Origin of the sequence: Streptococcus gallolyticus subsp. gallolyticus DSM 16831 (assembly GCF_002000985.1) — a bacterium.
Classification (GTDB): Bacteria; Bacillota; Bacilli; order Lactobacillales; family Streptococcaceae; genus Streptococcus; species Streptococcus gallolyticus.
Genome location: NZ_CP018822.1, coordinates 248924 through 271546 on the forward strand (window position 1 = coordinate 248924; position 22623 = coordinate 271546).

28 protein-coding genes and 1 pseudogene are annotated in these 22623 nt (G+C 36.0%); 12 read left to right on the top strand and 17 right to left on the bottom strand.

All coding sequences use genetic code 11. The features are described from left to right. Positions 1-46: 46 nt before the first annotated feature. The 4 genes from BTR42_RS01420 to rpsI all read left to right on the top strand — a co-directional run bounded on the left by BTR42_RS01420 (position 47) and on the right by rpsI (position 2825). Positions 47-670, top strand: a complete 624-nt coding sequence (locus tag BTR42_RS01420; RefSeq protein ID WP_231873085.1) for a helix-turn-helix transcriptional regulator — start codon at positions 47-49, stop codon at positions 668-670. Between the two features lie 134 nt (positions 671-804). Next, positions 805-1761, top strand: a complete 957-nt coding sequence (locus BTR42_RS01425; protein WP_077496037.1) for a ketopantoate reductase family protein — start codon at positions 805-807, stop codon at positions 1759-1761. Positions 1762-1963: 202 nt separating this feature from the next. Then, complete coding sequence (gene rplM / locus BTR42_RS01430) at positions 1964-2410, top strand: 50S ribosomal protein L13 (RefSeq protein WP_003063191.1); 447 nt, start codon at positions 1964-1966, stop codon at positions 2408-2410. Positions 2411-2432: 22 nt separating this feature from the next. After that, positions 2433-2825, top strand: coding sequence for a 30S ribosomal protein S9 (rpsI, locus tag BTR42_RS01435; RefSeq protein ID WP_003063193.1), 393 nt, complete (start codon positions 2433-2435; stop codon positions 2823-2825). Positions 2826-2953: 128 nt separating this feature from the next. On the opposite strand, the gene BTR42_RS01440 is transcribed toward rpsI, so the two are convergent. Together BTR42_RS01440 and BTR42_RS01445 are read right to left on the bottom strand one after the other, a co-directional pair. Next, the gene (locus BTR42_RS01440) at positions 2954-4108 is read right to left on the bottom strand and encodes a tyrosine-type recombinase/integrase (RefSeq protein WP_077496039.1); all 1155 of its coding nucleotides are present in this window, start codon (positions 4106-4108) and stop codon (positions 2954-2956) included. A gap of 65 nt (positions 4109-4173) precedes the next feature. Further along, a complete protein-coding gene (locus tag BTR42_RS01445; RefSeq protein ID WP_077496041.1) occupies positions 4174-4716 on the bottom strand; it encodes a helix-turn-helix domain-containing protein in 543 nt (180 codons plus the stop codon). 149 nt (positions 4717-4865) lie between these two features. Here BTR42_RS01445 and BTR42_RS01450 point away from each other — a divergent pair, with 149 nt between their 5' ends. The 8 genes from BTR42_RS01450 (at position 4866) to BTR42_RS01485 (ending at position 10637) form a co-directional block, all read left to right on the top strand. Continuing rightward, on the top strand, positions 4866-5153 hold the full coding sequence (locus BTR42_RS01450) for a hypothetical protein (RefSeq protein ID WP_077496043.1): 288 nt from the start codon (positions 4866-4868) through the stop codon (positions 5151-5153). 145 nt (positions 5154-5298) lie between these two features. After that, positions 5299-5577 carry a hypothetical protein gene (locus tag BTR42_RS01455; RefSeq protein ID WP_061459161.1) on the top strand — a complete coding sequence of 93 codons (279 nt, stop codon included), beginning with the start codon at positions 5299-5301 and terminating at the stop codon, positions 5575-5577. 5 nt (positions 5578-5582) lie between these two features. Next, a complete protein-coding gene (locus tag BTR42_RS01460; protein WP_077496045.1) occupies positions 5583-5912 on the top strand; it encodes a replication initiator protein A in 330 nt (109 codons plus the stop codon). Between the two features lie 2 nt (positions 5913-5914). Continuing rightward, a complete protein-coding gene (locus BTR42_RS01465; RefSeq protein WP_077496047.1) occupies positions 5915-6568 on the top strand; it encodes a hypothetical protein in 654 nt (217 codons plus the stop codon). A gap of 62 nt (positions 6569-6630) precedes the next feature. Further along, positions 6631-7503, top strand: coding sequence for a DnaD domain-containing protein (locus BTR42_RS12745; protein ID WP_174564795.1), 873 nt, complete (start codon positions 6631-6633; stop codon positions 7501-7503). A gap of 365 nt (positions 7504-7868) precedes the next feature. Beyond that, complete coding sequence (locus tag BTR42_RS01475; protein ID WP_077496049.1) at positions 7869-8363, top strand: hypothetical protein; 495 nt, start codon at positions 7869-7871, stop codon at positions 8361-8363. A gap of 314 nt (positions 8364-8677) precedes the next feature. Next, positions 8678-9934, top strand: a complete 1257-nt coding sequence (mobV, locus tag BTR42_RS01480; RefSeq protein WP_077496051.1) for a MobV family relaxase — start codon at positions 8678-8680, stop codon at positions 9932-9934. Positions 9935-10106: 172 nt separating this feature from the next. Then, entirely contained in the window at positions 10107-10637 is a 531-nt protein-coding gene (locus BTR42_RS01485; protein ID WP_077496052.1) for a hypothetical protein, read from the top strand. A gap of 178 nt (positions 10638-10815) precedes the next feature. On the opposite strand, the gene BTR42_RS01490 is transcribed toward BTR42_RS01485, so the two are convergent. The 15 genes and pseudogenes from BTR42_RS01490 to BTR42_RS01560 form a co-directional block, all read right to left on the bottom strand. Next, positions 10816-11145, bottom strand: coding sequence for a type II toxin-antitoxin system RelE/ParE family toxin (locus tag BTR42_RS01490; protein ID WP_077496054.1), 330 nt, complete (start codon positions 11143-11145; stop codon positions 10816-10818). Next, positions 11135-11425, bottom strand: coding sequence for a type II toxin-antitoxin system RelB/ParD family antitoxin (relB, locus tag BTR42_RS01495; RefSeq protein ID WP_013642908.1), 291 nt, complete (start codon positions 11423-11425; stop codon positions 11135-11137). The genes BTR42_RS01490 and relB overlap by 11 nt, the downstream gene beginning before the upstream one ends. 399 nt (positions 11426-11824) lie before the next feature. Then, entirely contained in the window at positions 11825-13048 is a 1224-nt protein-coding gene (locus tag BTR42_RS01500) for a site-specific integrase (RefSeq protein WP_077496056.1), read from the bottom strand. A 54-nt stretch (positions 13049-13102) separates the two neighbouring features. Next, positions 13103-13376: pseudogene (locus BTR42_RS01505) on the bottom strand (helix-turn-helix domain-containing protein). A gap of 111 nt (positions 13377-13487) precedes the next feature. Then, a complete protein-coding gene (locus BTR42_RS01510) occupies positions 13488-13820 on the bottom strand; it encodes a type II toxin-antitoxin system PemK/MazF family toxin (RefSeq protein ID WP_077496058.1) in 333 nt (110 codons plus the stop codon). Beyond that, positions 13807-14112: a hypothetical protein gene (locus BTR42_RS01515; protein ID WP_000162871.1), complete on the bottom strand. Its 306-nt coding sequence runs from the start codon at positions 14110-14112 to the stop codon at positions 13807-13809. Before BTR42_RS01515 ends, BTR42_RS01510 begins: the two co-directional genes overlap by 14 nt. Before the next feature lie 56 nt (positions 14113-14168). Then, positions 14169-15224: a phage tail tip lysozyme gene (locus BTR42_RS01520; protein WP_077496059.1), complete on the bottom strand. Its 1056-nt coding sequence runs from the start codon at positions 15222-15224 to the stop codon at positions 14169-14171. An 8-nt stretch (positions 15225-15232) separates the two neighbouring features. Continuing rightward, on the bottom strand, positions 15233-15460 hold the full coding sequence (locus BTR42_RS01525; RefSeq protein ID WP_077496061.1) for a hypothetical protein: 228 nt from the start codon (positions 15458-15460) through the stop codon (positions 15233-15235). Continuing rightward, entirely contained in the window at positions 15457-17394 is a 1938-nt protein-coding gene (locus BTR42_RS01530) for a conjugal transfer protein (RefSeq protein ID WP_077496062.1), read from the bottom strand. Before BTR42_RS01530 ends, BTR42_RS01525 begins: the two co-directional genes overlap by 4 nt. A gap of 12 nt (positions 17395-17406) precedes the next feature. Next, positions 17407-19926 (bottom strand): ATP-binding protein, encoded by a 2520-nt coding sequence (locus tag BTR42_RS01535; RefSeq protein WP_077496064.1) that lies wholly within the window; start codon positions 19924-19926, stop codon positions 17407-17409. A 10-nt stretch (positions 19927-19936) separates the two neighbouring features. Next, positions 19937-20353 carry a conjugal transfer protein gene (locus BTR42_RS01540; protein ID WP_077496066.1) on the bottom strand — a complete coding sequence of 139 codons (417 nt, stop codon included), beginning with the start codon at positions 20351-20353 and terminating at the stop codon, positions 19937-19939. A 1-nt stretch (position 20354) separates the two neighbouring features. Further along, the gene (locus BTR42_RS01545) at positions 20355-20582 is read right to left on the bottom strand and encodes a hypothetical protein (RefSeq protein ID WP_077496068.1); all 228 of its coding nucleotides are present in this window, start codon (positions 20580-20582) and stop codon (positions 20355-20357) included. A 16-nt stretch (positions 20583-20598) separates the two neighbouring features. After that, positions 20599-21600 (bottom strand): conjugal transfer protein, encoded by a 1002-nt coding sequence (locus tag BTR42_RS01550; protein ID WP_077496070.1) that lies wholly within the window; start codon positions 21598-21600, stop codon positions 20599-20601. A 9-nt stretch (positions 21601-21609) separates the two neighbouring features. Then, positions 21610-22164: a conjugal transfer protein gene (locus BTR42_RS01555; RefSeq protein WP_077496072.1), complete on the bottom strand. Its 555-nt coding sequence runs from the start codon at positions 22162-22164 to the stop codon at positions 21610-21612. Between the two features lie 17 nt (positions 22165-22181). Then, positions 22182-22619, bottom strand: coding sequence for an LPD11 domain-containing protein (locus tag BTR42_RS01560; RefSeq protein WP_077496074.1), 438 nt, complete (start codon positions 22617-22619; stop codon positions 22182-22184). Positions 22620-22623: the final 4 nt, after the last annotated feature.

The following is a 22623-nucleotide window of genomic DNA, read 5'->3' on the forward strand; positions in this document are numbered from 1 at the left end:
AATGTACTCGTTACGTCAGTAGCGAAAGGAGAGTTTTATAATAAATATCAATGAATTAAGAAAAAAGAATAATCTTAGTCAAGATGAATTTGCTAATTTATTCCATGTATCTAGACAAACGGTTTCTAGTTGGGAAAATGGGAAAAGTTATCCCGATGTTGAAATGCTCATTAAAATTAGTCAACACTTTGGAATCTCAGTTGATGACTTAGTCAAAAATGAAACGCATTTGACGACTAGCAACAAATCCAAGACGAAATCTCGCTTATGGTTGATTGCTCTACCAATTTTTGTCCTCATTTGTGTAATAGCTGTTGGTATTTGGAATAAACACAATAGCCAATCAGTTAATTTTTCCATGAAAGATGATAAAACTTATAGAAGTAATGATATGGCACAAACCTCTCTGACAGTGGCTAAAGGGTATTTTACAGTTCCAAAAGCTGGTAAATTAGAGGTCAAGGTTAATGCGACGACAGATAATGGCAACCTTCATCTAACTATCGTAGATAATAATAATCATCATCACTATTATCAAATAGATGGTGATGACTTAAAAGATTCACAAAAGCTCTATTTTAAAAGTGGAGACTATTGTATTCGCATTACAGCCGATGCTTATACAGAAAAAGTTGTTAGTTTGGATTACAATATTAAAGTTAATAGTTAGTGACTTGTTTGAAAAAGCACATGAAATCTTTTGTTGCTTTATTTATAGCTAGCCATAAGAAAATTCTATACCTGATTTCCTCCATATTCGACTGATGAAGTGATATAATTTTTAAAATCAAAGGAGGAAAAGACATGGCTTTGACTTATGCTGTACTTGGAAGTGGTGCAATGGGATTACGTTTTGGGCTGCTATTAAAAGAACACCTCGGTGCTCAAGTGGATTTTATTGATACGTGGGAAGAGCAAATCGACACGGTTAGAAAACAAGGTGGTGTTTATCAATCACGTGATGGTAAAAATCGTCATCTGATTCCAATTAGCATTCAGACACCAGAAGAATACCAAGGAAAACCAGATGTTTTTATCATTTTTGATAAGCAAATGCATTTGTCACAGTTGCTCGAACGAAGTAAGCATTTCTTCCACAAAAATCAATATGTTTTCACAGGAATGAACGGCATGGGACATATCGAGAAAATCAATCGCTATTTTGCGCCTGAAAAAGTTTTAGCAGGAACTTGTCTGATTGGAACGGTCTTGAAAGACGCAGGAAATGTTGATTTTATTGGAAAAGCAGGTGCTGGTTCTATTAATATTGCCGCTCAATCAGGAACGGTCGATGATGTTCAAAAGCAGATAATAACTGAATTTGAAGCCTCAAACCTCAATCCAAACCTGACTGATAATTTTTTAGGAACACTTTACACAAAAGTTGTGTTCAATTCTGTCATCAATACCATTTGCACCCTTTTTGAAATTCGTATGGGACAATTCATTGATTACGAAGGTGCCGAAAAACTAGGACGTCAATTAATTGATGAAGCTTATAACGTTGCCGAATTAGCGGGCATTACTCCTCTGAATAGTCGTGATGAAGAATGGGAGACCATTCGGTATGTTAGCGCGGAAACAAGTCCTCTGCATTATCCGTCAATGTACCAAGATATGAACAAAGGACGTCAGACAGAAGTTGATTATATCAATGGTTATATTTATGATTTAGGCAGGACTTATGATTACCAAGCAAAAACGCATGATTTTTTACGCCACTTAGTTCACTTAGCAGAAAATACCCGTAAATTCCGCTAAGCGTTTTCTATGAAAAAGAAGAAAAAATCGCTAAAAAACTTAGAAAAGATGGTAGGTAAGTGTTGACTTGGTACCACTTTTTTTGGTATTATAATAAACGGTATTGTTTACCCCATTTGTAAGGCCCCGGAACCTTTCAAATAACTCGTGGACCGGAACATCCACACTTTGTAAACAAAAACGAATTCGTATAGGAGAACTCATGAACAAAACAACATTCATGGCTAAACCAGGCCAAGTTGAACGTAAATGGTACGTTGTTGACGCAACAGATGTACCTCTTGGACGTCTTTCTGCAGTAGTTGCTAGCGTACTTCGCGGAAAAAACAAACCAACATTTACACCACACACTGATACAGGTGATTTCGTTATCGTTATCAATGCTGAAAAAGTTAAATTAACTGGTAAAAAAGCAACTGATAAAATCTACTACACTCACTCAATGTATCCAGGTGGTTTGAAACAAATTTCAGCTGGTGAACTTCGTTCTAAAAATGCTGTTCGCTTGATTGAAAAATCAGTTAAAGGCATGCTTCCACACAACACTCTTGGACGTGCACAAGGCATGAAATTGAAAGTCTTCGTAGGTAGCGAGCATACACATGCTGCACAACAACCAGAAGTACTTGATATTAAAGGACTTATCTAAGAGAGAAAGGAGCATCTATTAAATGGCACAAGCACAATACACAGGTACTGGTCGTCGTAAAAACGCTGTTGCACGCGTACGTTTAGTTCCAGGTACTGGTAAAATTACAGTTAACAAAAAAGATGTAGAAGAATACATCCCACATGCTGACCTTCGTCTTGTTATTAACCAACCATTTGCAGTTACATCAACTGAAGGTTCATATGACGTTTTCGTTAACGTTGTAGGTGGTGGTTACGCAGGTCAATCAGGAGCTATCCGTCACGGTATCGCTCGCGCATTGCTTCAAGTAGATCCAGATTTCCGTGATTCATTGAAACGCGCTGGTCTTCTTACACGTGACGCTCGTATGGTTGAACGTAAAAAACCAGGTCTTAAGAAAGCACGTAAAGCTAGTCAGTTCTCAAAACGTTAAGAACCGCTTTACAACAACGATTACAAGCATTTTGCAAGTCTCTTGCAAGGTGCTTTTTTTGTTGATTTTTGCTTTTGATACCTTTTTTGATACCGTTTTGGAAAAAACTTCTACATCTTTTTTGACTGTTATTTTGCTTTTAGGTAGTCCGCAAATTGTTTGATTGACTTATCTTCTCCCTTGGCTGTTGAATGGCTATAGGTGTCTAAAGTCATCTGACTACTTGCATGACCTAATCTTTTTGCTGTGTTGACTGGGTCAACCCCAATTTCAATCATCAAGGTTGCATGGGTATGCCTAAAGCCGTGAGGACTGATTTTCCTTAAACCATGTTTCCTGATAATTCGTGTTAGTACATTGTTGATATAGTCTGCATGTAATGGCTCTATTGAGCCTGTACGTGTGCAGTAGGTGAATATAAAATCTTGCTCGATAGAAAGTGGTGCGACTGCTAGTTGCGCTTTTTCTTTTTGGCTGATGTCTTTCCATTTCTGCAAAATGGAAATGGTCTCGCTGTCTAGCTTAATCTTTCGAACTGAAAAATCGTTTTTAGTGCTTTTTTCAATGGCTTTACCGTCTAGCCTTCCTAGGCTCTTACTGATACTGAGAGTCTCGCTTTGGAAGTCTATATCAGTCCATTTAAGAGCATATAACTCACCTTTTCTTAAGCCGCTATAAGCTAGTAGTCTAAAAAGTGCGTAATGTTTATAAGGTTCTTCCTGACGAACAATGGTTAGGAACTCTTGTAGTTCCTGAACCGTCCAATAGTTCTCTATTCGCTGTTTCTTTCGCTTTGGCATGATAATATCAGCCATAGGATTATGCTTAAGCAATTTCATCTTGATTGCAAAATCAAAGACTTTTCTAGTGTAAGACTTGATTTGCTTAATATTTTTAAAGGTTTTGGATTTTTCTGTGATAAAGTTCTGGCAGTCTAGAGGAGAGATTTTGCTGATAGGAAACTCTCCCATAACTGGCAGAATGTGGAGTCTGAACATATCAAGAGTACGTGAAGCCGTTGTCGGCTCTACCGTATCTTGGTAGGCTTGATACCACTTTTCGAAAACTTCATTATAGGATTTCTGAGAAGGCTTGATAAACTCCTCTAGCTTTCCTGAGGACTTAAGATAAATAAGTCTAGCTTCGTAGTCTTTGGCTTCCTTTCGAGTACGAAAGCCACGTTTGATATGGTCTGCACGCCGACCGTCTCTAGTCATATAGACCTTGACTAAATACAAATAGCCATTTTTGGCTTTTTTGCTTGGGTATTTGTGAATGGACATGTAATTTCTCCTTTATTTATTAGGTTTCGAAGCTTATAAAATAAAGAAATTATAACCAATTCAGATTATTTATTTAGTAATTGTTTTAAGTCATGTAAGGAAAGTTCTATTTCTCCTTTTTCGTTAGAGATTTTATTAAATATTTCAGTTGTTTGTACTTTGAATTTGTTTTGTAAGGTCTCTTCTTCCGCTTCTAACTTGAATAAGCAGTTCTGTAAGTCCTTTAGTTTATCTAAGGTCTTTTTCTTTTCTTCATGGATAGATTGTAATTTTTGAATATCCTCGTTATTTAGGATATTCAAATTTTTACTAGACTGTGCTAAATACACCAAATGAAGATAGACAATTTTAGCATCTTCAGTAAGATTTTTCAATGTGTTTTCTTTTTCATCTCTTCCTAACAAAAATGGAACTGATACACCAAAATAATTAGCTAGTTTTATAGCATTTTCTTTTTTAGGCGTCCTAATACCTTGATTGTAAGAACTTAAAGCACCGTAAGGAATGTCCGCTTCTTTACTAATCTCTTTTAATTTTTTTCCAGATTTTATAATTAGCTCTCGTATTCTTGTTGGTGGTTTTTCAAAAATATCATCAATATTAGACATATAAAACTCCTTTCAAAGTATTATTCTATCATTTTTAAACAAATAAGTATAATTTTAGTTGACAAAAACAAAATTGTTTTATAAAATCTAATTATTAAACAAATATGTTTATTTTTTCGAAGCTTATACAATAAAGAAAGGGGTCAGCTATGGCTTACACGCTAGAAGAACGAGAAACGATTATTCATTATGATGAAATGGATAACTGTTGGTATTTTGAAAGTAACGTTAGAAGACACATTACAAAGATTTTGAAAATGGAACACGCTTTCGATAACGTCGAAAAAGAGCTTGAAAATAATCTTTGTGTTTCTGTTCGTGCTAGATTGTCAGATTTAGATAATTTTTCTGTCAATCCATTTGTGAGAAACAAAATAAAATTAACTGATGAACAGAAAAAAGCAAGAGCCGAACGTTTAAAAACTAATTCAAGATAATATCGTCGATAATTTAGGGCAAAAATCGACCTAAAAATCTTCACCGGTATATTTACCCTAGGAAGATGTTTAAGTTCCGTAACGCTATATTACAATAAGCGTTTCAGAGCTTAAAATCGATTTTAAGAAAAAGGAGAACCTGCAAATGGCAGAAGAATTTATTTTACAATTACCTAAACGAAAAGAAAAAGAGCTACTAGCTCGCTACGATAACATGCTACAAACCGCCATTGAAAAAGCCCTTGAAGACAAGGAACTTTATAAACCTATTGTTCGCATGTCTGCCTTGTGTCGGTGGTTGTCAGTCTCAACCACTACAATAGTGAAGTGGCAGAAGGAAGGTATGCCCCACATGGTTATTGACGGAGTAACTTTATACGACAAGCACAAGGTCGCTCAATGGCTACAACAATTTGAGAGGTAAACAGAATGATTGATTATGAGAACGATTATTACTTGATTCCTAAGGCTTTCTATACGAGTCCTGATTATATGGGTTTACCTTTAAAAGCAAAGATAACCTATGCAATCTTACGTGACGAACAGCGTAAGGCGGCAGAAAAGGGGCAATTTGATGAGAATGGAGATGTCTTTTTAGCTTTTTCAAATCGAGAATTAGGAGTCAAGTTACAAATGAGTAAGCCTACTTTTGTAGGTATTAGAGATATTCTTGAAGAATATGGCTTATTGGAGACAGAAATAATGGTGTCGCAAGTTACAGGGTGCTTGCCAACAAGAATTTATGTCAAGGAGATTTAAATATGTTAAAGCTTTATTTTGATAATAATGCCGTTAGACGTCACAATATTGAACAATGGTTATTTAATCATAATATTCAATTCCAGAGTTACAGCATTGATGATTTAACTCAAACTGATTTACTTCGATTGTTTACCAAGACTGAAGATTGTTTTAGTTTTCTTAAGCGAACGACTTGGCACTATAAACTAGACAATCAGACAACTATGAAAGGCTTTATAGCTATAATTTTAGCAGACAAAAAGAAATATTTAGATTTTCCTTTGCTAGAGACGGATACACAAGTTTTAAGTAATGTTTTGGTTGATGATTTGGGTCAGTTTTTATCACGAAAGCAGAAGGGATATGAGAGAAGAGAGCTTCTTAGGAAAGCTCAAGAAATCTCTCAAGGTCGTATCTTTTGGGAAAATGTTGCTTTTTATCGTTCTAAATTCCATATGAGGTATTTAACTTTGTATCAGAATATCTTTACTTTGACACATACTTTAGAAATAAGCCCTATGGATTTTAATAGATTCTGCAACAAACTAAAGGAATATCGTAGTTCTTATCTTCTTCCTCCAGAAAATTGGGTAAAAGCCATTGCTGAAATTTTTGAGATTGGAGTTGATGAGCTTTTTCAAGAAAAAAATACAGAAATTTTGATACAAAAATAGCACACATTTTCATGGTTGGTACAGAAGACTTTTTTAGATAAAAATTTTGAAAGGATAACTATATGGCACAAAGAAGAATGTTCAGTAAAAAAATTACAGATTCTGATAAATTTCTTGATTTACCGTTGACTGCACAAGCCCTCTATTTTCATTTGAATATGCACGCTGATGACGATGGTTTTGTAGACAATATCAAAACTATCAAACGAATGATTGGAGCATCTGACGGTGATTTAAGAATATTAATGGAACAAGCTTTTGTTTTACCGTTTGAAAGCGGAGTGATTGTGATTAAAGACTGGAAAATTCATAATTACATTCCAAAAGACAGATACCAAAAAACCGTCCACACCACAGAATTTAGCCGTTTAACGCTTGAAGAAAATAAGTCGTATACAGAACGTATACAAAATGTATACAACTTGGATACGCAGGATAGGATAGATAAGGATAGGATAGATAAGGATAGGATAAGTAAGGATAAATTAGTAGTAGTAGAAGTTAGTGAACCTGCTACTGCTACTGAAAAATCTAATTTCAATGTCATTGATTATTATCAAGAAAGAATTGATGATTTAGATGATTATCAGTTGCAGAAACTTAAAGATTACATCCAAATTGATAATTTAGCTCCTGAATTAATTAAACGAGCAATTGACAGAGCAGCTGATAATTCTAAACGTAATTTTGGCTATGTCAATTCAATTCTTAAAAAATGGGCTCAAAACGGTATCAAAACAATTGTTCAACAAGACGAAGAACAACGCAATTTTGATGTCAAAAAAGCGCAACGTACTTATTCTAATCAGCAACCAGCAAAAAGCAACGTGCCTGAATGGGTCGATAAAGACTACAGACACGAAGCTACTGCTGAAGAACAAGCTCAGCTAGAAGAATTGAAAGCTAGCATGCTTGAAAATGAAAAAGGCTCTTAGCTAAAACCAAGAGCCTAACACTAGGGGCGAATTGTTTAATCGCAGTTCCAGTTCTTTAGGAGATGATTCTCCAGGGACAGCACCAAAGCCCGTTGAGTACGAAACTCAACCTGATTTTCCTACCAATGTTCCGTTATATTCTACCACACAAAAGCCAGATAAGTCAAAAAATAGCTTTCAACCTTTTGGTTGAAAATCCTATAATACCAAGGCTTTGAAAGGTTAAAAATGAGAATAAAAGATTATGCTGATAGCTAAAAAAGTGATGATGAGCTAATGAACAATTTTTAAGATTAAACACCAAAAAATGACTTTCAACCTTTTGGTTGAAAATCTTATAATACCAAGGTTTTGAAAGGTTAAAAATGAGAATAAAAGATTATGCTGACAGCAAGGGAGTTACCAGTCAGACGATTTATAAAAAAATGCGTTCCCAAAAATATAAAGACAGGCTGAAAGGTCATCTCTATCAGGATAACGAAAAGGTTGAAAATATTGATTTAGTAGGCATTAAGATACTAGAGGATTATCATTTTGAAAATGATGTTGCTGAATTAGAAGAAACCCTTAAAGTTCTTGAAGAAAAACACAAGCAAGAAAAAGAAATACTGCAATTGATAGTTGATGAACACGAACAAGAAAATGCGAAACTGGAACTAAGACTAGAGAAACACAAATCAGAAAAGAAAAACATGCAGGATAGAATAGATACATTAGTTAGTAAGCTAGACAATTCGCTTGAACAGAGATATGACTTGCTAGAATATATTAAGGCTTTGGAACGACAGAAAATTATTTTGGTTGTTATCATTGCTGTATTACTCGTTTTTCTGATAGTGATTTGGCTTGACGTTTTTTAACGGCATGTCGGACAATGCGAAGCCGTCCGACCTTTGGCACTGACTAAGTGCCCTACTCGCTTCGGCGAGTATAATCGAAACTCCTCTTGTGGCTCGAGAGGTGGTTCGAAGTCGCTCCTGTATTCGGAGCAACTAGCCGTCTGCAAGACCCTTCGGAGAACGCACTTTTACGAAGTAAAGCGTAGTGCGTTACACTTTACATGGAAGTAGTGCCGACCTCTTAAGAGGAAACTAATTGTGTGGTTGCTTATTCGTGGTGGCAATTTCAGCCACCACCTCGGCGACCTTTTGAGCCGAGAAAGGAGCATTGAAATATGAGCTATGTTGTAGCTAGAATGGAAAAATACAAGTCTAATCAATTGAGTGGTATTTATAATCATAACGAACGTGTTTTTAAAAATCACTCTAACAAAGATATAGACCCTAGTCGTTCTCACCTTAACTATGAACTAACCAATCGTGACAAAACTCAAACCTATCATAAACAAATAAAGGAGCACATTAATGAAAATCGCATATCTAGTCGTGGAATCCGTAAAGATGCTGTACTCTGTAACGAATGGGTTATTACATCAGATAAAACGTTTTTTGAGTCGCTAGACCAAGAACAAACTAAAAAATTCTTTGAGAGTGCTAAAAACTACTTTGCTGAAAAATATGGAGAAGCTAATATTGCCTATGCTAGTGTACATCTTGATGAAAGTACACCACACATGCACTTGGGAATTGTACCAATGAAAGATGGTAAATTGAGCTCCAAAGCACTTTTTGGAAACCGAGAAAAATTAAGAGAAATTCAAGATGAACTACCAAAATACCTTAATGAACAGGGGTATAATCTGCAACGTGGTGAGGTAGATAGTAAGAAAAAACATCTAAAAACCGAAGAATTTAAAGAAAAACAAAAAATACTTAAAAAAGCTGATGAAGCCATCAATAAGAAAAACAGCGAAATTGACAATGCCAAACATCAACTAAATAACTTACAAAATGATATTGATAATAAAAAACAAGCCCTTTCAGAACTTGAAAACAAGGAATGGGAGACTGTAGGAACCCTTGAAAGATACGAAAAAGAAATCAAGGAGCTTTCAAATTTAAAAATAGATTTAACAGAACTTGATAACTTTAACCTTGATAACCTACAAAAAAATAATCTCATCAAGCGAACATTTGACGGTAAATTGAAAATGGATAAAGAAACATTCGAAAAACTCTATCATACCGCAAAGAAGAATATATCAGATAACACTAAATTAAAACAAGAATTAAATAAACTTCAATCAGAAAACAATCAACTATCACGAAACTTATTGTCTTATCGTAAGACAAGTGATGAGAACTTAATATTAAAACAGGAAAATCGGCAGTTAAAAGACAAAGTCAAAAATTTAGATAGTCAAGTAACGCTATTAAACAAAAAAGTGGCTATTTGGAGAGAGAAAGCAAAAGAATTTATGCCAAAGCCAGTTTTCCAAAACACACTTTCACTTGTCAATAGCTTAAGCCCAATAGGGTTAGCTAAGACAGTTGTTAGGCAAGTTAAAAATCTTGTCGACAAAAATAGCTAGTATCACTTTTATGCCGTGAAAGCTACTTGATAGCAAGCCATGCGATTTAGACTAAATTTGACGAGCTGTCAGACTGAAGAGCTGACAACCGACAAATTAGAAAAAAATAGCATGGGTTACTTGCTGTCAAGTAGACCATGGAATAAATTTTTTAATGCAAGGAGTACATAAAATGATAAATAAAGAAGTCTTTTACTATTTTCATCATGACTTATCAAAAAAAGATAAAGGTGGCATAGATCCAATATATACTGGTAAAAATCTCTTATTTTTATTATGGTGGACTTTTATTCACACAGATTATAACAATTATGTTGATATTGAATCTGGTGTTCAAGATGATGTCACTAAAGCTGTTAGGGAAACAAAAGAATTTAAGGAATTTTACAAAAGCGAATTACAGCTTTATCGCATAAAACAGGAACTAAAAAAATATAATATCAAATTTGCATATGTAACAGATAAGGAATTCGAGAAACTCGGATACAAAGTTCCTGAAGAACATAAAGGAAAAATGCTAATTGGAATTGCACCTATGGACGAAGAAACCTATGTCAGAGGGTATTTAAAATTCATTGAAGATATTTCCAGTACTGATACTTGCTATGGGATATACCACAGGCTCATTAAGTCTGAAAGTACAATGCTTCCAAAGGAACATATCAATTACCTAAGAAAATTGACTGAAATGACTAAAAAATGATATATTAGTTCCAAGGATAGGAGAAAGTCGAGCAACTGGTAACAGCCTTGTTCAAAGGTATTGTTTATCAATACAGGGTTGGCTCTGCCTTGAGAATATCTAAACAGCCCAAACTAATTTTGCTCCTAACTTAAATCATCTTAAAAGCCTTAGTGTTACTACTAAGGCTTTTAGATTGCTATTTGAACAATTTCACATAATCACTTCGAGTTGAGACAATATGGGTAATGACAACTTCCTTTTTTTCATCATTAACAAAATATAAAGCTATATAATCTTTCCCGATTGTTAAACCTCTAGTTTTATGACGCTTATCTAAAGTTTTTCCAAATCTTTCATCAGCATCAAACCCTACTTCAGGAAAAATCTCTAAAGCACTTATTTTTTGCATGATATTATCAACTACCTTTTTCGCTGATGTTTCTGACTTGAAATTATTAATTATATATTCTTTTATTTCTACCAATGCTTCCAAAGCACCAGCGTTATAACTTATTTTATAATCCAAGACGTTTTCTCACCTCTTCAGCTGAATAAGTATTTACACCAGCTTCATAATCATCTATAGCTTGCTTTATTTCTCCTTGAAGTTGTCTAAATAACTTCTCTTTTTCTAGCTCTTCTTCGTTCAACAAGTCAATTTCATTAGTAACAACAACATTTTGTAAAAATAATCTTAAAGCATGTGATAATGTCAAATTCTTTTTATTTAAAACTTCTTTAGCTTCGCTTACTAATTCTTTATTAGCTTGAAAAGTGACGGCTCTATTTTTTTCTGCAACTACCATTTATGTAACTCCTTTATGTAATTTACTTAATTATCTCATATATATTAAAAAAGTCAATAAAAAACGCTCAATACAATTGAGTGAGATTTCATTATTTTATAAGCTCCGAAACTATAGAAAATTGATACCTTTTTGATACCGTTTAGGTTTAAATATTTGTCTATAAATAAGATTTCTAGTGATTTTTTACTTTAGAAACGTTGATTTTAAAGGGATTTGACTTTAAATAATATAGTGAACCAAAAACCAGGTCTTAAAAAAGCTCGTAAAGCTTCACAATTCTCAAAACGTTAAGAACAGCTTTACAGCAACGATTACAGACACTCAATGTTTACCTCATTGGGTGTTTTTTCGTACACTTTTTGAAAAACTCACCTCAAAATTCACCTTATTTTTACCTTATTTATTTTTGAGCTCTCTATAAGCAGTTTCGCCAGCACTAAGTGGAACAACATTTGAAGTATTAACATAAATCTTTGTTGTACTCAAATCACTATGTGTTAAAGCTTCTGAAATGGATTCCAGAGACATTCCTGCCTTCTTAGCTAAAGTAGCACCAGTATGCCTTAACATGTGAGGAGTGGCATGCCTAAGATTTTTATGGCGACGTTCTACAGATTTCATCTTGTTATTAAGGTAATCTGCATGCAGAGGGCTATTCACATTGCCTTTAGTGTCAATATAAGTAAATACATATTGTTCTGGAGTTTGAATGATACCAAATTTTGCTAATTCTGATTTTTGTTGAATTTTCCATTGATATAAGAGAACAGTTAGTTCTTGAGGAATAGCAAAAATTGTTTTCTTTTCTCCTTTAGTAGACTTAGGCTTCTTATATTTATCCAAGGCTTGAATTAAACCAATTTCAGATGTATCTAAGGAGATATGTTTCCACTGTAAAGCATAGCTTTCCGATTTACGGTCGTTTAAGATAAAAGTTGTAAAAAATAAAACATAATCTTTAAGCGACAATTTTTTGTTTTCTAGGTCTTCTTGGAACATTTCAAACCATTCCCGTAACTCACTTAAAGTAAGGTATAAATCTTCATCACGCTTAGCTTCTTGTAATTTGATTTTTTTAGTAGCCTTAATACGACTGATTGTTTTAGATAGGCGATTCATTTCAATATATTCTAATTCCTCTGCCCAGTCAAAAATGGAGTTAACATAACTACGTATGACTTTGAAATTTGCATATTCATTTGCTTTAGCAGTCATCAAATTTAAAACAACTGTTTTATTCTGATTTAAAAATTTAATGGAATAATTTCCAAACATTGGTAAAATATGTAATCTAAAAACAGTTTCTGTATTGTTAACTGTTGGAAGAGTGGGTGGTTTATTTGTTGAAGTCGTTTGACCTGCTTTATAGGCTTCCCACCAGACATTATGATAAAAATCTTTGAAGAGAATATCGCCATTGATTGCTTGATGTGGTAATGCACCCCCTTTTTGGATAGTGTTAATATTTATTAAAATTTGTAGTTCAGCTTCTTTAGCCTCCTTCTTTGTTTTAAAACGCTTATCGTAGTAATTTCCTGAAATTCCCAAAGAAGGTCTAGCTTCTGTTGGAACATAGAGTTTTAAACGATAAGAACCATTTGAGGTTTTTGTAATTGTCATAGTAATCTCCTTTTTACTGAGCTAGAAAATTACCCTGACTTTATTATAATGAAATCAAAAGTGATTTTCCAGTTGTATCATCCATCTACGGATACTGTCTTTATCAAATCGAATTGTTTTTCCAATCCGAATATGTGGCATTCCCTTTCTTATCCAGATATCCAGCGTGTTATTTGAAATTCCCAGATACTGACAGGTTTGCTTTTTATTTAAAAAAAGGACTAATTTGTCCTGAATCTTCTTTAACGGTTTCAATCTCATTTTTAATAAGATTTGCAACAAAAAGTTGAATTTCTTTTGTTTGTTCTTCTGGTAAAATAACTTGCATAGTTTTCCTCCCTTTTAGGCAATAAAAAAAGCAAGAGCTATAAAGCCCTTACCTTAAGGAGATTATGAAAAAGAAAAGTTTTAGGATTATTTATAATATAATCGTATAATCTTAATTTTCTCTTAAAAATTTTTCAAATCTCTGTTGGTCATTTTCTGTTAACTTTCCGATTAAGCGAACTTGAACAAGTTCTACGTCTAAATCATAAAGTTGAACGGTATCAATCCAAGATGGTTTCACTAACCCTGCCTCTTCCCATTCTTTTATTTCAAAGTATTTTGAACGGATATAAGATGATTTACGAGAATACTGACTAGTGATACGGTAGGTTCTGATAACTTCTTCATTATTTGCAATGACTAGAGCAGGACGTCTTTTAGCTCCTGTCCCATCACTAAAAGCAATAGTTGCTACCAGAATATCATATGGGTTATAGTTGGCCATGTCTTTCCTCGTATTCTGGATAGTCTTCATCAAAGAAATCTGCGATTGCTTCTGGATTAGAAGCAGTCACTTTGATAACATTTGAGTTTGCCAAAGCTAGTCTTTCTAAAGGATTATCAGAAATAGCATGGACTTGTTTTCTTAAATCAAATGGCAATCCATTCACCTCCTTTGATTTTTGTAAGAACATCACGAAAGCGTCACCTACAGAAGTTCCTAAGGATTTGTATAGTACCGATACTTCATCTAGTAATTCTGAATCTACTCGCTTTTGAAACATTTTTTTAGTCATACAATCACCTCTTTTGTACTTCAATTGTACGACAAATGTAGTTTTTTGTCAAATTTTTACTTCCCAATCACGTATGTAAATTGGTTAGCTGTTGCTTTATCAAATGTGCGGTAAGAAACCACTCCAAGCCCTTTGGCATTGGCTTCTGAAATGAGGATAGACCCGTCTGATTTGACCTGCTCCACAAATGCAATGTGTCCATAAGTTGGGTCTGCGCCAGCTTGACCAGGAGAGAAGCTAAGAGCACTATGCTCAGTTGGTGTATGTGTGGTTTGGTAGCCTACTTTCTGCTTCCAATCCCCACCATTGCCCATATAAGGGTCAAAATGAACGTCCACCTCTTCGGCTCGGTTATAGACAAACCATGTACATTGTCCCCAAGGATAAGTCGCAGAAGTATAGTTAGAAGTGTTGATTGCCTTTGTAAGGCTATATCCAGCTGGCACTCCATCAGAAGTTACGCCTCCACCGTCTCGTGTTTTGGCATTGGCTGTATCACCTGTTAAAGTGTCTTTGAAGATGTCATACCATTTTCTCGCATTCTTTTTTAGGTCACTAGCTTTGGTTTGACCGTCTGATAAAGCGACCCCTTCATAATGTTCTGACCAATAAAGGGCTGCCTCTTCAGGGTCAGTTGCTTTTTGCATTTCTGTTTTGACTTTGCTATAAGAGCCGTTTAGCTCGGTAGATAAAAGGTCTAGTTCAATATCAGAATCTAATTTCTTTTGTTTTGCCTTTGACCAGCGATTGCCATTGATAGTAGAAGACCAGCCCGACCATTGGAAATAGCCAGCCACACCGCCACCTGTATTAACTGCTTTAGGGTCAAAGCCACTTTCACGTTCCGCAACGGCTAAACTTCCAGAAGCTCCTGCGATAGTAAAGTGTTCTTGTGAGAGTTCATGATTCAGAATTTTGATGACATCACTTGCCCGTTCTTCTGAAATATTGGCTTTTTGAGCCACCTCTTTAGCAGTTAGTTTCGTTTGTAGTCCTTTGGCTTGCCCATTGGAAGACGCACTACCCGCAAAAGCTCCCATGATAATGACGACTAAGAACAAAGGTAAAAACAGAGCACTTAAAGCACTAACAATTACTAATTTTTTCTTCATCTTCCCTCCTAAGTCTTCACATAGATTGTCATCATCACTGTTTCAAATCGCCATTGAGCCGTTAAAATGAGAGGATTTTCTTTAATAGTTGCTAACAGTTGCTCCTTCTCAGCCTCTTTTACTGAAAATAAAAGGAGAAAGTCAATAGAAGGCTTTCTCCTTTCATAGGCAAGGGCAACCGCATTGTTCACCGTCTGTTCAAAACCTCTTTTAGAATAAATGCGTGTATTCATCATTCCTTTCCTCCTCTCAATCGTGCTAATTCCTCTATTATCTGATGTTTACGGTTGATATTGACTTTTAATTTATCGTCTTTTGGTAAGGTTTTACGATAGTTCCTGATAAAGGCATTTGAACCTTGCGCTTGGTATAGTGCTTCATCATCTTTGTAAGGTTCTAGTTCCTTTTCAAGTTTATTGATATGATGTTTCTGTCTCCAAGAGAGGCGATTTTGACGCCGTTCTTCAAACTCTTCCTGTTCTCTGCTTTGCTTTGTATCCATTAGCATTAGCGGAGAAGGTTCTGTGTCAAAAGGTTGAACGCTTGTGTCTTCTTCCTGAATAGCAGATTCAAAAGTCTCCATTGGCATATCTGGTTCTTGAAACGGTGTTGTTACCTCGTCAGAAGCGCCTGTTTCTTCAAAGGAAGAAGTAGTGGGTGTTTCCTCCTCGTCATTTTCTGGAGGCGTTGAAGTTCCTGTTTTTTCTGAAGTCGGATGTGGATTTGAAAAAAGACTTTTCATCTGCTTACCAGCATTCATGAAGAGTCCCACTCCAAATCCTGCTCCAGCAAGGGAAAAATTTCCGGATGTTTGAGCCATTTCAAAGGCGTTAGTGGCTTTTGCCGGCAGCTGCTTCATGGTTTCTTGTCCATTTGTCACGGTTTCTTTGACTTTGGTATTTACCTCATCAAACGTAATCTTAGCTCGTGAGCCGAGTAACAATTCAATCAATTCTCCTTTGTATTTCCAAAGCAACCAATAAATCACACCTTTGGCACAAACAGAGATGATTAGTTTAAAGAGAGCGCTAAAAGTAGACAAGGAAGAAAAATCTCCAATGACCTTGTCAAAGCCACTACTTACTAAGTTTTCAATGATTTTTTCAAGGTAAAGTAAAGCCAAAGTTAACAGGCTTGTAATGGCTGGAAAGGCAAGACCTCCAAACATGACCTTAAAAACTCCAAAGAGAATATCTTGCATTTTGGGAATAAAGGAAACCAAAAGGGTAATAGGGAAAAGAAGAATCATGATAAGGACAAGGGCTTGTGCAAGGACATTGAGCAACTGAATTAAAACAATAGGAATGGCAATGACAATCGCTTCTACCATTTTAAAAAGGATATAGAAGAACTTAACAGGGATATAGTCAGGAATAGCCGATACCCAACGGTTTTTCTCTTTATCATCGTTAGCTCCGTCTCCCATTTTTAAGTAATCATTCCTATCAGCGGTAGAAACGGCTTTAAACTTGCCTGATTTATCTAAGCTGCCTAGGACTTTTGAATCCTCAAACGGTTTTTCTTCTCCTGTTTGCCGGTCTTTGTATTTTCCGTTTTCTTGCCCCGTATTAACAAAAAGATAGGCTTTATAAGAAGTTTCTGCGATATAAGAATCAGCGATAGAAGACCCTACCTTTAAAGATTGATTTTCTCCATAGGAGACGGATACATTGGAAATGTGATGAATCGTGGTACTGGCGATACTGTCTACTGTGTTGAGCAGATACAATCCACCAGAAGTTCCAGCAACTGTCCCAAACCAACCAAAGCCTAGAAAGAGAACCAGAAGGACATGAAGCAATTTTCGAGAGAAATTGCCTTTAGAAATGAGGAACTGATAAAAGAGATAAAAAGCCAAGCAAAGGAGAAGCAGAAAGACTAATGATGATTGAGCCACACCAGAAGTAGCTCCTGTAAAGCCTCGCCAAATGGATTGAGCTCCATTGAAGACATATTGCTTGTAAGTATCGTAAAGATGGACATTTTCTAAAATCCGAATCATCAAGGAGAAGAAACCAACAATGAGGTTAAGGAGGAAAAAGGGGAAGTTGACAAAGATTTCGTTGAACATCACCCAGATTCCGCTAATATCCAAAAATCCAGTTTGTACTGTATAAGATTTTAAAGAAAAAATATCCATGCCCTTTAATTTTTCAAATGCTTCTTGCACAAGCTCACCTCCTTAAGATGCGTATTTATTTTCAAGATTGGAAGAAACCGTAGCTTTCATTGGTTTTAGAAGCGGGTCAATACTATCAAAAATGTTATAAATGGAAATCATATTGAGATTGCCATAAACATCTTTATAGAGGCATTGACCTGAAATCATATTCTTTATCCATTCCAGATTTTCTTCATTATCCGTTAGTCCAACGTGTTCTAAAATGTCGGAAAGTTCATTATCTTCTCTAAAGGCAAAGAGTGTCCCAAATCCTGTAGTATCATCATCTCCTTCAGCGTCATGGACGGATTGCGTAATCAGGCAGAGGACATTATTAAAGAAACGTCCAACACGGCGCATGGATTGAATAACGGCTCGTCCTTCTGCCGACTTCATCAGTACCCACGCTTCATCAAAGAATTCAATAGTATCTTCATAACGATTGAGTTCTCCAAAGCGTGTACAAAAAGCTCCCAAAGCAAACATCAGCGCTGTAGAATTGATTTCTTTATCTTCTGGGGTGACATCTTGTTGAGTGTCTTTATCTGGTAAGGATAAGTCCGCTACTTCTAAAACAGTCACCCGTTTATCATAGGACAATCCTTCTACATTGCCGTCTGAAAAAGCCAATTCCAAAATAGAATTTTCAACAATAGATGTTAGATAGTCTCCCACTTCAAAGATAGCACTATCTGGATTATTGGTGAGCTCTTGGAGGACGTGTTTTAACCCAACCGTTTCTCCCGCTTGTCTTTGAGCCACCACTTTGTTAATTGCTCTAGAAATAGCGGTCATTTGCTTCATGGTGACCTTAATTCGCTTGTTAGAGAAAATGAGGTAATTGAGCATATTCTTTGAAACCGAAACAGCGTCATCTTTATCGAGCATGACAATTGGGTCAAGAGCTCCATGATTGGATTTCACCTTACTATCTAAGGTGACAAAGTTTATCTGTTTGATATGTTTAGCCAGAAGCGGGAACCGTTTTTCAAAGTCTGGGTGGTGGGCAATTGCTTCAAAGTGTTTTCGGATAGAGCGTTTCGGGTCAACATACAAGCATTTTACATCTTGAAGAGAGGTGAGGAGAAAGATAAGTTCTGCCAAAAAGGATTTTCCTTCACCCGTTGCGCCAGTAATCAGGATATGTGGGTTCTTCGTGAGCTTCCCTGCAATCCCTTCTTTATTTCCAACGGTCGCATTAAAGAGCACCATATTTTTAGACGCTTCTTGTGCTTTTTCAATACTTTCCCACCGTCCTGTCCAATTATCCACCCGTCCGATATGCCAGCCAATATGGTTTCCTGAAGCTGTATTGGTAAAGGGCATTAACTCCGCAAAACCTCTTGGAGTGACATAATGTGTCCACGTTCTGGTCTTATTTTCAAGTGGTCGACCATAGAGGAGAGACTGGAAGAGGTAAGGCGTATCATGGCTAGCTTCACTGACCTCTACGTGCATATCCTCAAAGTAACTTAAGACCACCTGACGGCGACGTCGTAATTGGGACAGGTTAGACGCAGCAATAATGAGATAAGCTCCGTATTCAATGACTTCTTCTTTCCCACCAACTTTTTTCATCAAGTCTTTGAGAGACATTGCCCCCAGAATGATTTCATCTTGTTGGACGGTATCGGTACTTTCTGCCTCATTCATAATGTTGCGGTAGCGAATATTAGAACGTGCCATTCGCCCTTTTAAAGAGTTCTTTTCGATAAATTCTGCCTTTATCCGTAGTTCTACAGGGAAATTAAAGCGTTGAGTAAATTCTCCCAGATGAAAGCCATTAAAAATAATGGGTGTTTTAGCAATCGGAAGAATGGTGAGAAAAGAAGAACCATAGGGGCTATCTAATTTCATAAAGCCACCCGTCAGTGGTCTTAAGACAGTGTCTGTCACATTAAAGAGTGCCCGATTGGCTGTGACTTCTTGCTTTAGATGAGGAATATAGCGCAAGTATTGCATGCGTTGATAGTAAAAGAGCTCTTCATTGGTCAAACGTTGTGCCCGAAGAGCAGAAAGGGTTTGATAGATGGTCATTTCACTCATCAGATACTCTTGTGCCCAATCTTCAGGAATCTCATATTGAAAGCCCACGCTATTGGCAATCATTTCAGAGACTTCAGAGAAGCGCTCAACCGCCATATCCTGAACGGTGGTGTTTTGGTCATCTTTTAAAAGATTGACGCCAATCAACCAGTCAAATTGATAAGGAATTTCCATTTCTTGTGTCAATTTGTCTGTCGAATACTGCAACAGTTCTTCCCCCAATGCTTGACTATCAAAAGACAAGGCATGAGAAAAGTCTTTCATCTTTTCTTCTAGCAAATAGTCCTTTGGAATCAAGGAGACTTCAAAGGACTTGTTTTTAACTAGTTTTTTTATCAGTTGAGCAGTAGTCAACTTGTGTTTTAGTTTCTTGGCTTTATCGGTAATGGTGATGGGAGTATTGGGAATACGATAAAAACTCATCGCCATTTTATCTGTCGTTAAAGCTATATTATCCTGTGTTTTAAGAATCGGATAGACCAGTTTTAAAACCATTAGACCTCCTTTATAAATCTGTTTTTTCAAAGACGATTTCTTCTTCATCCATCGTTTTCATTCTATCTTCATGATAAATCGCTTTACGATTGAGGCGAAAATCCATAAGATAGCAGAGATAATCCCATAAGAAAACGTGCATTTTCTTTCCCTGTGGTTCATACTCTGTATAGAACTTAGCGAGTTTATAAGGGATATACCAATAAAGATAACATGAAATGGAATGCGTTAATTTGTTCAACGGAAGAAGAAGTGAGCTAAACACCGTCAACATTAAAATCAAGACGAGGGCAAAGACCACAAAAAAGGAAAGTTGCATGGGTGTTGCAAAATACCAAATGCGTTTTCCTTTTTGTGTTTTAACTTCTTGAATCCAGTAGGGAGCGTTTATCCCTCTAGCGTAATCATACAATCGTTCTTCTTCCATATCACAACCCCGTTTCAATTCCAAAGAGACGGAGGAACCAGCCGACAACATGAAGTAATTGTCGTCCGCCTCCTGTTAAAGAGGCAATCACTGCGTAGAAAACAAGCGTGGTAAATAGTCGCCCCCAAGAGCTGTTTCTCCAAGCTAAAATAATCAGGATAATCGCTCCAAAGGTAATAAACCAGAAACCATCTCCTTGTAACCATGTTTGTAAATTAGATGAACTCATCGATTAAACTCTCCTTTTATTCTTTTGTATCTGCGTAATTAGCAGGGATTGTATGGCTGACTTTCTCCACATAATAAGACTTCCCTTTTTCTGATAAGGTCAAGGTGAAGTTTTCAGCATGTGTCGAGCCTGCAACTTCAAATGTTACTTGAACATAGGCCATAACTGCTTTATCAGTTGCTTTGTAGTAACTAAAATCCAAGGTTTTAAAAGTGGAATTTTTTACAATTGTTACATTGTGAGCTACTAAGTCCAAGTTATCTTGGTCAGTCGTATAGTTAGTAAAGAAAACATTGAGAAATTTATCCAGTTTCTTCTTTGTTTTCTCTGAAAGCCTATCAGACTGATTGAGTTTGACTTCTGTATCGGTGTTTTTCTTATTTGCTTGGCTAGTAGACAAACCAGAAAACCAAGGTAAGCCGGTAACGTAGTAGCCTGTTTTTGTTTTGGCATAGGGGATATTAAACCCCGTCACCAATTCTTTTTCTTCTGTCTTATCCCCATTTTTTACCGTTTGCTTATAATGCACCTCATACGTTGCCACATTATCCGTAACCGTTAGTAGGCGTGACCAGCTCAATTGACTAGGATTTTTGACTTGACCTTGTGCTTGAATATCAGGATCTGAACCGTAGAAGCTCGTTAATTGCTTAGCTTGTTTGGTTTGACCGTCTGAATCATTAGGAACGGTAAAATAGCAATTAACAAAGTCATTCAGATAATACTGCAAGCGATTATCAATTGTTGTTGTAGCAGAAGAAGTAGAAGAAGTAGAAGAAGTGGCTTGTTTAGAAGCCATCAGTTTTTCAAGATTGGTGACTTTACTAGACATTGTCATAGCACGAATACCCCCTAATAGCCCTACAAGTAAAATAAAAGCCAATCCTGACAGAACGGCAAGATTGGCTGTTTTTTTGTTGGCAAGGGTTAATGTTGGTTTTCCTTTCTTTTTAGGGTGCTTAGAAAAACGTCCTAAATAAGCTTTTACTTGATGTAAAATAAGTTTCAATTTATCCATGATTTCTCCTTATTGATTGGCTAGTTCAATCAATTTATTTCCTTTGGCATAAAGTTGTTTATGAAGTTTATTGAGTTCCCCATTGACATAATAATAACCACGCAGTTCAGAGCGGAGGCTTTCGACCAGCGCTTCTGGTATTTGCTTAGCTTCTTCTTTTTTGAGGAGACTGTTTAATTCCCCTGCTTTTGTCCAAGCTTCTTTGTTATTGTGGGCTTTCATCAATTCTCCTAGCTCCAATGAGACCGCTCTAACTTTCTTTTCGAGTGTATTTTGTGTTGCCATTATCAGTTCCTCCCTAAATTTTGTTTGATTTTCTAAGATAACTTGTCTAAAAAGATGAATAAGTTGTGTCGTCATGTGTTGATTGAAGTCTAACACTTTACCATCCAATGTGAAATAAGCGTGTTGGTAGTGGGTAGGGGAATCAAGGTCAGGGTTTTTCCGTGCAAAAGCGTCTAAGAAGTAATCTGTTTCTTTCATTAAAACAATGTAGAGATTCCAGAATTCGTTTTTATCAGGAAAACAAGTAATGCCTTCATATAATTTTTTAACAAGTATCATTTTTAAAGCCCTATATATTATAATTCATCATTTTTCATTTTCTTCTCATAGTCAAGAATCTGTTCCCAAGTCAGCCATTCTGGTTTCTCTTGCTCAGGAAAACTTTGCCAGAGCTTTTTCATCTCTGCAATTTGTCCCTCTACACTGCCAGCCCATAATTGCGGTTCATAACGACCGCCATATCCTAAGAAATAATCACAATCTTGTTGGAGACGACCCAACATCATGTAATTAAAGTGATAAGGATTTTGTTGGTTTATGTAACTTTGAAGAAAGTCTTTTAGCTCATAGAAAGATAAATAGCCATCTAAACCATAACCAAAAGTATCTATACCTTCTATAAACATTACTCCTTCAAAGGTTTCATCAATACCAATTTTCGATAGAGAGCTCAGTGTAAATGGTAATGGGAATTGAGCCCTTTGTCTCGTCTTAGTATTAGTAATAGTTATCAATTAT

Coding starts and splice junctions, on each gene's coding strand:
- BTR42_RS01550 (WP_077496070.1), bottom strand. CDS start 21,600: ATGGATAAATTGAAACTTATTTTACATCAAGTAAAAGCTTATTTAGGA.
- BTR42_RS01535 (WP_077496064.1), bottom strand. CDS start 19,926: ATGGTTTTAAAACTGGTCTATCCGATTCTTAAAACACAGGATAATATA.
- BTR42_RS01540 (WP_077496066.1), bottom strand. CDS start 20,353: ATGGAAGAAGAACGATTGTATGATTACGCTAGAGGGATAAACGCTCCC.
- BTR42_RS01545 (WP_077496068.1), bottom strand. CDS start 20,582: ATGAGTTCATCTAATTTACAAACATGGTTACAAGGAGATGGTTTCTGG.
- BTR42_RS12745 (WP_174564795.1), top strand. CDS start 6,631: ATGGCACAAAGAAGAATGTTCAGTAAAAAAATTACAGATTCTGATAAA.
- BTR42_RS01510 (WP_077496058.1), bottom strand. CDS start 13,820: ATGGCCAACTATAACCCATATGATATTCTGGTAGCAACTATTGCTTTT.
- rplM (WP_003063191.1), top strand. CDS start 1,964: ATGAACAAAACAACATTCATGGCTAAACCAGGCCAAGTTGAACGTAAA.
- BTR42_RS01555 (WP_077496072.1), bottom strand. CDS start 22,164: ATGATACTTGTTAAAAAATTATATGAAGGCATTACTTGTTTTCCTGAT.
- BTR42_RS01525 (WP_077496061.1), bottom strand. CDS start 15,460: ATGATGAATACACGCATTTATTCTAAAAGAGGTTTTGAACAGACGGTG.
- rpsI (WP_003063193.1), top strand. CDS start 2,433: ATGGCACAAGCACAATACACAGGTACTGGTCGTCGTAAAAACGCTGTT.
- BTR42_RS01425 (WP_077496037.1), top strand. CDS start 805: ATGGCTTTGACTTATGCTGTACTTGGAAGTGGTGCAATGGGATTACGT.
- BTR42_RS01460 (WP_077496045.1), top strand. CDS start 5,583: ATGATTGATTATGAGAACGATTATTACTTGATTCCTAAGGCTTTCTAT.
- BTR42_RS01455 (WP_061459161.1), top strand. CDS start 5,299: ATGGCAGAAGAATTTATTTTACAATTACCTAAACGAAAAGAAAAAGAG.
- BTR42_RS01445 (WP_077496041.1), bottom strand. CDS start 4,716: ATGTCTAATATTGATGATATTTTTGAAAAACCACCAACAAGAATACGA.
- BTR42_RS01465 (WP_077496047.1), top strand. CDS start 5,915: ATGTTAAAGCTTTATTTTGATAATAATGCCGTTAGACGTCACAATATT.
- BTR42_RS01475 (WP_077496049.1), top strand. CDS start 7,869: ATGAGAATAAAAGATTATGCTGACAGCAAGGGAGTTACCAGTCAGACG.
- BTR42_RS01450 (WP_077496043.1), top strand. CDS start 4,866: ATGGCTTACACGCTAGAAGAACGAGAAACGATTATTCATTATGATGAA.
- BTR42_RS01485 (WP_077496052.1), top strand. CDS start 10,107: ATGATAAATAAAGAAGTCTTTTACTATTTTCATCATGACTTATCAAAA.
- BTR42_RS01500 (WP_077496056.1), bottom strand. CDS start 13,048: ATGACAATTACAAAAACCTCAAATGGTTCTTATCGTTTAAAACTCTAT.
- BTR42_RS01520 (WP_077496059.1), bottom strand. CDS start 15,224: ATGAAGAAAAAATTAGTAATTGTTAGTGCTTTAAGTGCTCTGTTTTTA.
- BTR42_RS01440 (WP_077496039.1), bottom strand. CDS start 4,108: ATGTCCATTCACAAATACCCAAGCAAAAAAGCCAAAAATGGCTATTTG.
- relB (WP_013642908.1), bottom strand. CDS start 11,425: ATGGTAGTTGCAGAAAAAAATAGAGCCGTCACTTTTCAAGCTAATAAA.
- BTR42_RS01515 (WP_000162871.1), bottom strand. CDS start 14,112: ATGACTAAAAAAATGTTTCAAAAGCGAGTAGATTCAGAATTACTAGAT.
- mobV (WP_077496051.1), top strand. CDS start 8,678: ATGAGCTATGTTGTAGCTAGAATGGAAAAATACAAGTCTAATCAATTG.